This window comes from Pseudomonas cyclaminis, assembly GCF_015163715.1.
Taxonomy (GTDB): Bacteria; Pseudomonadota; Gammaproteobacteria; order Pseudomonadales; family Pseudomonadaceae; genus Aquipseudomonas; species Aquipseudomonas cyclaminis.
Genome location: NZ_JADDUM010000263.1, coordinates 1 through 12,351 on the forward strand (window position 1 = coordinate 1; position 12,351 = coordinate 12,351).

The 12,351-nt window shown below is 61.9% G+C and carries 10 protein-coding genes and 1 pseudogene; 4 read left to right on the forward strand and 7 right to left on the reverse strand.

The window, feature by feature from the left end; translation table 11 throughout:
- Positions 1-143 precede the first annotated feature (143 nt).
- From IQK56_RS27330 to exaC, 5 genes are all read right to left on the reverse strand, one after another.
- Positions 144-602: a GNAT family N-acetyltransferase gene (locus tag IQK56_RS27330; protein WP_032884576.1), complete on the reverse strand. Its 459-nt coding sequence runs from the start codon at positions 600-602 to the stop codon at positions 144-146.
- A 92-nt stretch (positions 603-694) separates the two neighbouring features.
- Positions 695-1,528: an ethanolamine ammonia-lyase subunit EutC gene (gene eutC / locus IQK56_RS27335; protein ID WP_150761905.1), complete on the reverse strand. Its 834-nt coding sequence runs from the start codon at positions 1,526-1,528 to the stop codon at positions 695-697.
- Positions 1,525-2,919 carry an ethanolamine ammonia-lyase subunit EutB gene (locus tag IQK56_RS27340; protein ID WP_150761904.1) on the reverse strand — a complete coding sequence of 465 codons (1,395 nt, stop codon included), beginning with the start codon at positions 2,917-2,919 and terminating at the stop codon, positions 1,525-1,527. Before IQK56_RS27340 ends, eutC begins: the two co-directional genes overlap by 4 nt.
- A gap of 52 nt (positions 2,920-2,971) precedes the next feature.
- Positions 2,972-4,405: an ethanolamine permease gene (eat, locus tag IQK56_RS27345; protein WP_112196852.1), complete on the reverse strand. Its 1,434-nt coding sequence runs from the start codon at positions 4,403-4,405 to the stop codon at positions 2,972-2,974.
- A 145-nt stretch (positions 4,406-4,550) separates the two neighbouring features.
- Complete coding sequence (gene exaC / locus IQK56_RS27350) at positions 4,551-6,071, reverse strand: acetaldehyde dehydrogenase ExaC (RefSeq protein WP_150761902.1); 1,521 nt, start codon at positions 6,069-6,071, stop codon at positions 4,551-4,553.
- 275 nt (positions 6,072-6,346) lie between these two features.
- Here exaC and IQK56_RS27355 point away from each other — a divergent pair.
- From IQK56_RS27355 to IQK56_RS27370, 4 genes and pseudogenes are all read left to right on the forward strand, one after another.
- A pseudogene (locus tag IQK56_RS27355) lies at positions 6,347-8,246 on the forward strand (sigma-54-dependent Fis family transcriptional regulator).
- A 79-nt stretch (positions 8,247-8,325) separates the two neighbouring features.
- The gene (mpl, locus tag IQK56_RS27360; RefSeq protein WP_150676947.1) at positions 8,326-9,675 is read left to right on the forward strand and encodes a UDP-N-acetylmuramate:L-alanyl-gamma-D-glutamyl-meso-diaminopimelate ligase; all 1,350 of its coding nucleotides are present in this window, start codon (positions 8,326-8,328) and stop codon (positions 9,673-9,675) included.
- The gene (gene ubiX / locus IQK56_RS27365) at positions 9,672-10,301 is read left to right on the forward strand and encodes a flavin prenyltransferase UbiX (RefSeq protein WP_122308045.1); all 630 of its coding nucleotides are present in this window, start codon (positions 9,672-9,674) and stop codon (positions 10,299-10,301) included. The genes mpl and ubiX overlap by 4 nt, the downstream gene beginning before the upstream one ends.
- On the forward strand, positions 10,294-10,581 hold the full coding sequence (locus IQK56_RS27370; RefSeq protein ID WP_150761899.1) for a YceK/YidQ family lipoprotein: 288 nt from the start codon (positions 10,294-10,296) through the stop codon (positions 10,579-10,581). The genes ubiX and IQK56_RS27370 overlap by 8 nt, the downstream gene beginning before the upstream one ends.
- Positions 10,582-10,717: 136 nt before the next feature.
- Here the strand turns inward: IQK56_RS27370 and IQK56_RS27375 are convergent, their stop codons facing one another.
- Both IQK56_RS27375 and IQK56_RS27380 read right to left on the reverse strand, forming a co-directional pair.
- The gene (locus IQK56_RS27375; protein WP_193861736.1) at positions 10,718-11,359 is read right to left on the reverse strand and encodes an oxidoreductase; all 642 of its coding nucleotides are present in this window, start codon (positions 11,357-11,359) and stop codon (positions 10,718-10,720) included.
- 29 nt (positions 11,360-11,388) lie between these two features.
- Positions 11,389-12,351, reverse strand: a 963-nt coding sequence (locus IQK56_RS27380) for a C13 family peptidase (protein ID WP_193901894.1), incomplete at its 5' end; no start/stop codon positions are given.

Sequence of the window (12,351 nt, forward strand, 5' to 3'; positions counted from 1 at the left end):
TTTGTCAGCGGGGGATGTCGGCAAAGCCAAATGTGGCAGGGGGGCTTGCCCACGATGAGGGCGTGTCAGTTATAAATAGTCTGACTGGTACGCCGCTAGTCGGGGCAGCCCCGTCTCACAATGGGGCTGCAGTGTTTGAGGGCTCAGTCTTCGCTGATCGGCAAGGTGTAGTTCTTGAACTCCGTGTCCTCGCGAAACCCGATCGACTCGTAGGTCTTCTGTGCCACTTGGTTGTCACTGCTGGTCGACACCCGCAGCCGCACCGCATGGGTCTCCTTGGCCATTTTCTTCGCCGTGCGCATCAGGTTGTCTGCCACCAGTTGGCGGCGCGCATCTTCGGCCACATAGATGTCATTGAGTATCCACACCCGCTTGAGCGACAGCGATGAAAAGCTCGGATACAACTGGCAAAACCCAAGCAGCTTCTTGTCATCATCATCGGCCAGGGCCAGGTAAATCACTGACTCCTTGCGGCGCAGGCGCTTTTCCAGGAAGGCCCGCGACGAATCCGGAAAGGGCAACGCCCCGTAAAACTCGCGGTATTTGACGAACAGCGGGGTCAACAGGTCCAGGTGTTCCAGGGTCGCTTGAGTAATCCGCATGCCAGGCCTCAACTTCCAAATGGGGTATGACCACACGCGCGGCCGTGACTTGATGCTGCCTAAAGACGCCAAAAAGCGCAATCGTGCCGGGATCAGTCCGCGGGTGGGCTAAGCAGGAAATTGCCTTTCATCAGGTCCGGGTCGTCGGACTCGATGGTCTGCACCTGCGCCTCATCCTTGAGGTTGACCCCCGACAGCTGTCGGCGACAGGCCTCTCGCATCAAGTACAGCAGGCGATGGGCCGCCATGCCATAACTCAACCCTTCCAAGCGCACATTGGAGATGCAGTTGCGATAGGCATCGGTGAGGCCGACCTTGGGGTTGTAAGTAAAGTACAGCCCCAAACTGTCCGGCGAACTGAGCCCTGGCCGTTCGCCGATCAGGATGACTACCATCTTGGCGCCGAGCAATTGGCCAATCTCATCCGCCACGGCAACGCGGCCCTGTTCCACCAGAATGACGGGCGACAAGGACCACCCTTCGGCGTGGGTCTGTTCCTCCATGCGTGCAAGAAACGGCAGCGTATGTTTATGCACCGCCAACGCCGAAAGACCATCCGCCACCACTACCGCCAGGTCCACGCCGCCAGGATTGGCCGCGGCATGGTCGCGCAGTGCCTGGGCTGACTCATCGCTCAAGCGTCGCCCCAGGTCCGGGCGTTGCAGGTAGCTGTGCCGGTCAGTGGCGGCACTGTGCAGTAACAGGCTGTCGCGTCCGCGTTCGGCGAGTTGGCTGCTGATGCCTGCATGATCGAAGGGCAGGTGCACCGCGTCCCGCGCCTGGGCGTGGGCGAACTGAAAATCCAGCTGGGCGTTGGTGGGAATGCTGGTGCCAGTGCGGCCCAGGGCAATGCGTGCCGGGGTCAGGCGGCGCAGTTCCAGCCACGGGTTGTCAGGCAATTCTGGTTGCACGGTCGGCTCCTTCATCCCAATTGCGCCAAGGCTTGGCGAAACGCCGGTGGCAGACTGTTGCCGAAGCGTACTTTGCCGTCGGCCTGCGTGAAGATGCCCATTTTCGCCAGCCATTGTTCAAACTCCGGCGCCGGTTTTAAACCCAATGTCTGGCGGGCGTACAGCGCGTCGTGGAACGAGGTGGTCTGGTAGTTGAGCATGATGTCGTCGGAGCCGGGGATGCCCATGATGAAGTTGATGCCGGCCACGCCGAGCAGGGTCAGCAGGGTGTCCATGTCGTCCTGGTCGGCTTCGGCGTGGTTGGTGTAGCAGATGTCGCAACCCATCGGCACACCCAGCAACTTGCCGCAGAAGTGATCTTCGAGGCCGGCGCGGATGATCTGCTTGCCGTTGTACAGGTACTCCGGACCGATAAACCCGACCACGGTGTTGACCAGAAACGGTTTGAAATGCCGGGCCACGGCATAGGCCCGGGTTTCGCAGGTTTGCTGGTCGACGCCAAAGTGCGCGTTGGCCGACAAGGCACTGCCCTGGCCGGTCTCGAAATACATCAGGTTCTGGCCCAAGGTGCCACGGTTCAGGCTCAAGCCCGCGTCGTAGCCTTCCTGCAGCACGTTGAGGTTGATACCGAAACTGGCATTGGCTGCCTCTGTCCCCGCGATGGACTGAAACACCAAATCCAGCGGCACGCCACGGTTGATCGCTTCGATAGAGGTGGTGACGTGGGTCAGCACACAGGCCTGGGTCGGGATTTCGTAGCGCTGGATGATTGCGTCGAGCATCTCCAGCATGGCGCAGATCGAGGCGATGCTGTCGGTGGCCGGGTTGATGCCGATCATGGCGTCGCCGTTGCCGTACAGCAGGCCGTCGAGAATGCTGGCGGCGATGCCGGCCGGTTCATCCGTCGGGTGGTTGGGTTGCAGGCGGGTCGACAGGCGCCCGCGCAGGCCCATGGTGCCGCGAAACTGGGTGACGACGCGGATCTTTTGCGCCACCAGTACCAAGTCCTGCACGCGCATGATCTTGGATACGGCCGCCGCCATTTCCGGTGTCAGCCCCGGCGCCAGTGCGCGTAGGGAATCTTCGTCGGCAGCGTCGCTGAGCAGCCAGTCGCGCAGCCCGCCGACGGTCAGGTGGCTGACCGCCGCAAACGCCTGTTTATCGTGGGTGTCGATGATCAGCCGGGTGACTTCATCACGTTCATAGGGGATCAGCGCTTCTTCCAGGAAGTGCTTGAGCGGGATGTTCGCCAGCGCCATTTGCGCCGCGACCCGCTCGCCGTCGTTCTGCGCGGCCACGCCGGCGAGGAAGTCCCCGGAGCGTGCCGGGCTGGCCTTGGCCATCACGTCCTTGAGGCTGTCGAAGCGGTAGGTCTGTGCACCGACCGCGTGGGAAAAGCTTGCCATACAGTGTCTCCTTGACGACGCGAGCAGCTGCCCGCGTCGAGGTTTACGGCAGTTAGTGCAAGGCGGCCTCTGCGGCCTGGATCGCCGCGAATTCCTCTTCGGGCGTGCCTGCTACCAAGTGATGCCGGCTGTAGAAAGCAAAGTAAGCAATTAATACTCCATAGATGATCGCGGCGCCAATCACCACCCGCGGATCCACCAAAAAGCCCGCCACGACGGCAACGCAAGCCAATACCAGCGCGACACCGGAGGTGAAGATGCCACCCGGCGTGCGGTAAGGACGTTCCATTTTGGGGCGACGGATGCGCAGGGTGATATGCGCGGCCATCATCAGCACGTAGGAAATCGTCGCGCCAAACACGGCCACCAGGATCAGCAGATCACCCTGGCCGGTCAGCGACAGGCCAAAACCGATGATGCCGGGGATCACCAAGGCCAGTACCGGCGCCTTGCTTTTGTTGGTCTGGGACAGTTTGCGCGGCAGGTAGCCGGCGCGGGATAAGGCGAAGATCTGCCGTGAATACGCGTAGATGATCGAGAAAAAGCTCGCGATCAGGCCCGCCAGGCCCACCAGGTTGACGAAACTGCCCATCCAGGTCGAACCGCCGTAGGACAACGCCAGCGCTTCAACCAGCGGGTTACCGGATTTGATCAGCGCATAGGTACCGGCGCCACCGGGGGCAATCACCAGGATCAACAGGGCGAAACTGGTCAGCACCACAATGGCGCCGATCAGGCCGCGAGGCAGGTCGCGCTTGGGGTTCTTGGTTTCTTCGGCGGCCAGTGGCACACCTTCAACCGCCAGGAAAAACCAGATCGCATAGGGGATCGCGGCCCACACGCCGACGTATCCGAAGGGCAGGAAGGTGCTGGCGCCCTTGGCCTCGGTCACGGGAATGTCGAGCAGGTTGGCGACGTTGAAGTGCGGCACCATGGCCACCAGAAACACGCCCAGGGCAATCGCGGCGACGGCGGTGATCACGAACATCAGCTTCAAGGCTTCGCCAACCCCGAAAATATGGATGCCGATAAAGATGATGTAGAACGCCAGGTAGATCATCCAGCCGCCAATGCCGAACAGTGACTCGCAATAGGCGCCGATAAACACGGCGATGGCGGCGGGGGCGATGGCGTATTCGATCAGGATCGCGGTGCCTGTCAGGAAACCGCCCCAGGGGCCAAATGCACTGCGGGCGAAGCCGTAGCCACCGCCGGCGGTAGGAATCATGGAAGACAGCTCGGCCAGGGAAAAACACATGCACAGGTACATGGTGGCCATCAGCAATGTGGCGAGGAACATCCCGCCCCAGCCACCCTGGGCCAGGCCGAAGTTCCAGCCGGCGTAGTCGCCGGAGATTACGTAGGCAACGCCAAGGCCAACTAACAGCACCCAGCCGGCGGCGCCTTTTTTCAGTTCGCGTTGTTGGAAGTAATCGGTGCCGACTTTTTCGAAGTCGACGGAAGAACCAGTGGGTTCGTTAGGCATGGGAAAGTACCTTTCATTGTTATTGTTTTTAACTCGGCTTATTTATGCCGAATACACATCGCAAGTACTTATGAAGATCTAAAGTTGTGGGAGCGTGCAAGCCCTCCCACATTTGATTGCATTTCAAATGTGGGAGGGGAGGTAGTTAGAAGAAGCCCAACGGATTAATGTCGTAGCTCACCAGCAAGTTCTTGGTCTGCTGGTAATGGTCCAACATCATCTTGTGGGTTTCACGGCCCACACCGGACTTCTTGTAACCGCCAAACGCGGCATGCGCCGGGTACAGGTGGTAGCAGTTGGTCCACACACGCCCCGCCTTGATCGCCCGGCCCATGCGGTAGGCGCGGTTGATGTCGCGGGTCCACACGCCGGCGCCGAGGCCGAACTCGGTGTCGTTGGCAATCGCCAGGGCTTCAGCTTCGTCCTTGAAGGTGGTGATGCTCACCACTGGGCCGAAGATTTCTTCCTGGAACACGCGCATGTCGTTGGTGCCCTTGAGCAGGGTCGGCTGGATGTAATAGCCGCCGGCCATGTCGCCGGTCAGTTGCTCGACCTTGCCGCCGGTCAGCAGTTGCGCGCCTTCGCCCTTGGCGATTTCCAGGTAGGACAGGATCTTGTCGAACTGCTGCTCGGACGCCTGGGCGCCGACCATGGTGTCGGTGTCCAGCGGGTCGCCGCGTTTGATCTGCTCGATTTTCTTCATCACCACTTTCATGAAGTCGTCGTAGATCGACTCTTCCACCAGCGCACGGGATGGGCAGGTGCACACCTCGCCCTGGTTGAAGAACGCAAGCACCAGGCCTTCGGCGGCTTTCTCGATGAACGACGGTTCGGCTTTCATGATGTCGGCGAAGAAGATGTTCGGCGACTTGCCGCCCAGCTCGACGGTGGACGGAATAATGTTCTCGGCCGCCGCATGCATGATGTGCGAACCCACCGGGGTCGAGCCGGTGAAGGCGATCTTGGCGATGCGTTTGCTGGTGGCCAGGGCTTCACCGGCTTCGCGGCCGAAACCTTGCACCACGTTAAGCACGCCCGGTGGCAGCAGGTCGCCGATCACTTCCATCAGTACCGTGATGCCCAGCGGCGTTTGCTCGGCGGGCTTGAGCACCACGCAGTTACCGGCGGCCAGGGCTGGCGCGAGTTTCCACGCGGCCATCAGGATTGGGAAGTTCCACGGGATGATCTGGCCGACTACGCCCAGGGGCTCATGGAAGTGGTAGGACGCGGTGTGTTCGTTGATCTCGGCGCTGGTGCCTTCCTGGGCGCGAATGCAGCCGGCGAAGTAGCGGAAGTGGTCGGCGGCCAGCGGGATGTCGGCGTTGAGGGTTTCACGCACGGCCTTGCCGTTGTCCCAGGTTTCGGTGATGGCCAGCAGTTCGAGGTTCTGTTCGATGCGGTCGGCGATTTTCAGCAGCACCAGCGAGCGGTCCTGGGCCGAGGTCTTGCCCCAGGCGTCAGCGGCGGCGTGGGCGGCGTCGAGTGCCTTGTCGATGTCTTTGGCAGTGGAACGCGGGAATTCGGCGATAGGCTTGCCGTTGACCGGCGAGGTGTTGGTGAAATAGTTGCCGTCGACCGGCGCAACGAATTCGCCACCAATGTAGTTGCCGTACTTGGCCTTGAACGAAACGATCGCGCCTTCAGTACCGGGGTGTGCGTAACGCATGGTGGGTATCTCCTGGCTTTTATGTTTATTGGAGTGCAGCGCTGTTGCTGCGCTTGATAAAGCGTAGAGCAAAGGTTGGGCCACTGCTTTGAGGGCCAGGTAAATCAAGGGGTTGGGGTTTGTTGCAAGGCGTTGCTGTCACACGACCGGTACAGCGCATGTGACAGTTTGTGCCATAAACGGTACGGCCTGTGACCGGTGGTTCGGCACGGGATTGCATCTGTCGCAGGGCTGGGGGATGCTGGGCGTTCTCACGCAGGGAGAATAATAAGAACATGCACAACGATCATTTCAGCCGCCATGCCCAGCAAGTCATCACCGTGGCGCGTGGCCGCGACCCGTCCAGCGATCCGTCCATTGCCCGCTCCTGGCTGCGGTGCCTGGAGGACTACCACCTCGACCCTGCGCAAACCATCGCTCCCACCGTGCTTGAGCACGGCCGTCTGCTGGAAAGCCGCGAGCGCCTGCAACAGGTGCTGCATATTGCCGGCAGCGAGATGAACAGCCTGCACCAGCAGCTCTCCGGCGCCGGCCATGCGGTGCTGCTGACCGATGCGCGCGGGGTGATCCTCAACTGTGTCACCGCGCCGTCCGAGCGCAAGATTTTCGAGCGTGCCGGGTTGTGGCTCGGTGCCGATTGGAGCGAGGCCTGCGAAGGCACCAATGGCATTGGCACCTGCCTGGTGGAGCGCCAGTCCCTGACCATTCATCGCGACGAGCACTTCCGTGGCCGTCATACCGGGCTGACCTGCTCGGCGAGCCCGGTATTCGACCCCCATGGTGAGTTGCTGGCAGTGCTGGACGTCTCGTCGGCCCGGGAAGCGGTGTCGCGCCAGAGTCAGTTCCACACCATGGCGCTGGTGAACCTGTCGGCGAAGATGATCGAGAGTTGTTACTTCCTGCGTCACTTTGAACACCACTGGCTGCTGCGCTTTCATTTGCAGGCCGAGTCGGTGGGCCTGTTCAGCGAAGGGTTGCTGGCGTTCGATGGCGAAGGGCGCATTTGTGCGCTCAACCAGAGCGCACTGAACCTGTTGGGGCAGGTGCGTGGCGATTTGCTGGGGAAGCCTGTGGAAGCGTTTTTCGAGTGCTCCCTGGATCAGTTGCTCGGTCGCGCCAGCGCCAATGCAACCGCCAGTTGGCCGCTGCGCACCCGTGATGGGCGGCGCTTGTTTGCCGCATTGCGTGGGCAGCCGCGCAGTGTATCGGTACCCATCAGCAAGCCAGAGCCTGCTCGCCTGGCCGGTATCTGCCTGGGTGACCCCGCGTTGCAAAATGATTTCCGCAAGGCCCTGCGGGTATTCGAACGGGATGTGCCGCTGTTGATTAACGGAGAAACCGGCAGCGGCAAAGAAGCCTTTGCCAAGGCTGTGCACCACGCCAGCCAGCGTGCCGACAAAGCCTTCGTCGCCCTCAACTGCGCGCCATCCCGGAAAGCCTGATCGAGAGTGAGCTGTTCGGATATCGCGGCGGCAGTTTCACCGGGGCACGCAAAGAGGGAATGCAGGGCAAGTTGCAGCAGGCGGATGGCGGCACCCTGTTCCTCGATGAAATCGGCGATATGCCCCTGGCGCTGCAAACCCGTCTATTAAGGGTGCTGGAGGATCGCATGGTGGTACCCATCGGCGGTGAGCCCCAGGCGGTGAACGTCAGAATCATCAGCGCAACGCACCGCAATTTGCTGGCGCGTGTGCAGGACGGCAGTTTCCGTGAGGACTTGTACTACCGGCTCAACGGCCTGGAAGTGGGTTTGCCGGCGTTGCGCGAGCGCAGCGATAAATCCCAGTTGCTGGATTTCCTGCTGGCTGAAGAGGCGGACGGACAGACCGTACAACTCGACCCGGCGGCGCGTTCGGCGCTGCTGACCTTTGCCTGGCCCGGTAATGTGCGACAACTGCGCACGTGCTGCGCACGCTGGCGGCGCTGTGTGATAACGGGCGCGTGGGGCTTGAAGACTTGCCCGCGTCGATTCGTCAGGCCCGGCCGCAACCGGTGGCGGGGGCCAAGCCCGCAGAGTCAGTCCTGGAAGATGCCGAGCGACTCGCCTTGCTCACCGCCCTGGAGCAACAGCGCTGGCACATGACCCACACGGCGGAGCAACTGGGGGTCAGCCGCAACACGCTGTATAGAAAGCTGCGCCGGCACGGCCTCGCACGGGCGTCCCTATCCGGGTGACTGTGGTCGGGTCCTACAGCTAAAGAGTGCGATTTTCGCCCCCCTGCGCTAACCTGCCTCGATGTTTACGAGGTCGACTATGCACATTCATATTCTCGGTATTTGCGGTACGTTCATGGGTTCGATGGCGGTTCTGGCTAAAGAGCTTGGCCATCATGTGACCGGCTCCGATGCCAATGTTTACCCGCCCATGAGCACGCAACTCCAAGCCCAGGGCATTGAACTGACCCAGGGTTACGACCCGGCGCAATTCGACCCGGTGCCGGACCTGGTGGTGATCGGCAATGCCATGTCCCGTGGCAACCCGGCCGTCGAGTATGTACTCAACAAAGGTTTACCGTACGTGTCCGGCCCGCAATGGCTGGCCGACCATGTGCTGCAAGGCCGCTGGGTATTGGCCGTTGCCGGCACCCACGGCAAGACCACCACCAGCAGCATGCTGGCCTGGGTGCTGGAGCATGCGGGCATGAGCCCTGGCTTCCTGATCGGCGGTGTGCCGCAGAACTTCTCGGTCTCCGCACGCCTGGGCGGCACACCGTTCTTTGTGATCGAGGCCGACGAATACGACAGCGCCTTCTTCGACAAGCGCTCCAAGTTTGTCCACTACCGTCCGCGTACCGCGATCCTCAATAATCTTGAGTTTGATCATGCCGACATCTTCCCTGATCTGCCGGCCATCGAGCGGCAATTCCACCATTTGGTGCGTACCATCCCGAGCGAAGGCCTGGTCATCCATCCGACCACAGAGCCTGCGTTGCAGCGTGTGATCGAGATGGGCTGCTGGACACCGGTGCAAACCACCGGCGCTGGCGGGCAATGGCAGGTCAAGTTGCTCAGCGAAGACGGCTCCCGGTTTGACGTGCTGTTTGAGGGCGAAACCCAAGGCACTGTCGAATGGGACATGACCGGCCAGCACAACGTCGCCAACGCCTTGGTCACCCTGGCCGCCGCACGGCATGTGGGCGTGGTGCCTTCCATGGGCATCGCCGCCTTGAGCGCGTTTAAAAGCGTGAAGCGGCGTATGGAAAAAGTCGCCGATGTGAATGGGATTACCATCTACGACGACTTTGCCCACCACCCAACGGCCATCGCCACCACCCTCGACGGCCTGCGCAAGCGGGTCGGTGATGCCCAGGTGATTGCGATTGTCGAGCCGCGCTCCAATTCGATGAAGCTCGGCGCGCACCGTGATGGCCTGCCGGAAAGCGTCAACGATGCCGATCAAGTGGTCTGGTATGCGCCGGCCAACCTCGGTTGGGATCTGCCGGCGGTTGCCGCGCTGTGCACAGTGCCGTCCATTGTGTGTGACTCCCTCGACGCCATCATCGAGCACGTCAAGCATCAGGCCAAACCGGGCACCCACGTGGTGATCATGAGCAACGGCGGCTTCGGCGGCCTGCACGGCAAATTGGCCGAGGCATTGCAGTGAGCGGCCCGGAGCGCGTCACCCTGGCGATGACCGGTGCTTCGGGCGCGCCCTATGGCCTGCGCCTGTTGGACTGCCTGGTGCGTGAAGACCGCGAGGTGCACTTCCTGATCTCCAAGGCCGCACAACTGGTGATGGCCACCGAGACCGACGTGGCACTGCCGGCCAAGGTGCAGATGATGCAGGCCTTCCTCACCGAGTACACCGGCGCGGCGGCGGGGCAGATCAAGGTCTACGGCAAAGAAGACTGGATGTCACCGGTGGCCTCGGGCTCCGGCGCGCCAGCGGCAATGGTGGTGGTGCCATGCTCCACCGGGACCTTGTCGGCGATTGCCACCGGGGCCTGCAATAACCTGATCGAGCGCGCCGCAGACGTGACATTGAAGGAGCGGCGCCAGTTGATCCTGGTGCCACGCGAGGCACCGTATTCGAGCATTCATCTGGAGCACATGCTCAAGTTGTCGAACATGGGCGTGACCATCTTGCCGGCGTCACCGGGCTTTTATCACCAGCCGCAAACCATTGATGACCTGGTGGATTTTGTGGTGGCGCGGATTCTCAACCTGCTCAATATTCCCCAGGACATGCTGCCGCGTTGGGGCGAGCACCATTTGAGCAGTGATGAATAAGGCGCTGCTGCTGCTGGTGTTGGCGTTGCACCTGACAGGCTGCGCCACGGCCCGCACCCTGGACGCCGCGCAACCGGGCGCGCCGGTGGTGTATGCCGGCACGCGGTTGGACCTGTATGCGATGAATGGCGGCTGCTGCGCCAAGGACCGGTTTGGGGCCGAGGCGCCGAGCTATCCCGGCGTCGACCTGCCGGCCAGTGCACTGCTCGACACGCTGTTATTGCCGCTGTCGGTGTTGACGGTACTGGGCGTGGGGTTTAATGCCACGGGCGGGCTGTAGCCTGGATCTTAAAAACACCACAGGCCAATGTGGGAGGGGGCTTGCCCCCGATAGCAGTGTTTCAGTCAACCCATAGGCAGACTGACCCACCGCCATCGGGGGCAAGCCCCTCCCACATTTTGCTCTGTGTTAGCGCTTACTTACCGAGTTTGCGCAGGTCGTCCGACTCCACCACCCGCACCCCATCCTGTTCTTCCAGCGCCAGGCGCCACATGGCTCGGGCCAGCTCGCACACTTCTATCCCGCGGTACTTGCCTGGAATCAACCGTGACAACGGCCCGGCCAGTTGCTCGGTCAAACGCGGTTCCAGCCGTTCTCCCAGCAACAGCGATGGCCGCACGATGGTCAGTTGCGGCCAGTCCTGGGCCTTGAGCGCCTGTTCCATTTCCCCTTTGACCCGGTTGTAGAAAATCGACGATTTCGGATCGGCGCCAATCGCGCTGATCACGATCAAGTGCCGTGCGCCCAGTTCCCGTGCGCGCTTGGCGAAGGCGACGACCATGTCCAGGTCAACCTTACGAAAGGCCTCTTCCGAGCCGGCTTTTTTGATCGTGGTGCCCAGGCAGCAGAAAGCGATATCCACCCGGCCGCTCAGTTGCGGCAGGAACACCGCCGGGTCGCCGACCGGGTTTTCCAGGTGCGGATGTTCGGCCAGCGGCTTGCGGCTCGGCGCGAGCACGCGGGTTACGGTGGGTTCGTTGAGCAGGCGGTCGAGCAAGTGTTCGCCAGTGAGGCCGGAGGCCCCCGCGAGCAAGATATGCTGAGGTGTCAGGTACATAGTGTTTCCCCCTTGTTACACGTTACAGCTTAGTTGCCTTTGGCTTCCTTGCTATTCATTGAGACGCTTTCGAGCGCCTTTCGTGCCTGCTGTTTGCGTAAAAGTTGCCAATGGGCGATCACGCCTTTGGGGGCCCAGATCTGCGGTTCGGACGCTTCGAAATTGTCGGCCTGTTCGCGTTCGCTCACATGCAGCTGCGCCAGTTTGAAGGCTTGCTGCAAGTCGTCGGTCTGGTTGAAGGCCTGGGCGAAGAGGGCGTCGCCAAAGTAGGTGAAGTCGGCCTCTTCGGAGCAGCCGAAGGACACGCGGTCGGCGCGGGAGGCCGTCATGATCAGGGTGCGATCATCTTTGAGCGCCGGGATAAAGCCGCCGGAATAGCAGGCGGAAATCACCACGATCTTGTCGCGGTTTTTCAGCGGTGCAAGCACGGCGGCCAGCTCATCGGCCGGCAAGTCGGCCAGCTCCATGCGCGGCTGGTCCAGCACCAGTTCATGTTCGTGGGTGCCGTGGCTGGTCATGTAGATAAACACCAGGTCTTCCGGCCCGGTGCGCTCGGCCAGGGTTTGCACGGCGCGGCGCAGGCTTTCGCGGGTGGCCAGGGGGCGGTCCGCGATATGGTCGCGGTGGTTGACCAGGCGGATCTGCCCGCGTGCGCCGAAGCGGGTGGCGAGCATGTTGCTGACGTAATCGGCTTCGCGCAGGAACACGCTTTGTTTGCCGTCGCCGGCCACGGCCAGGGTGTACAGCTCCACGGCAGGTGTTGAGGCGGGCACGGCGGCGAGGGCGGCATCGAGCAAGCGGCCCTGGACCAGCACGCCGATTTCCAGCGGGTCGGGCAGCAACGTGCCGTCGGCGTCACGCACGCGCATGCCGTTGACCCAGGTCCCGGCCTGCACGGTGCCGTCGGTGAGTACCAGGGTGCCGCGACCTTGATAGTTGTCGCTGTCGAAGCCGCCAATATAGAAGCTGCCGTCGGTGAGGTTCAGGCGGCC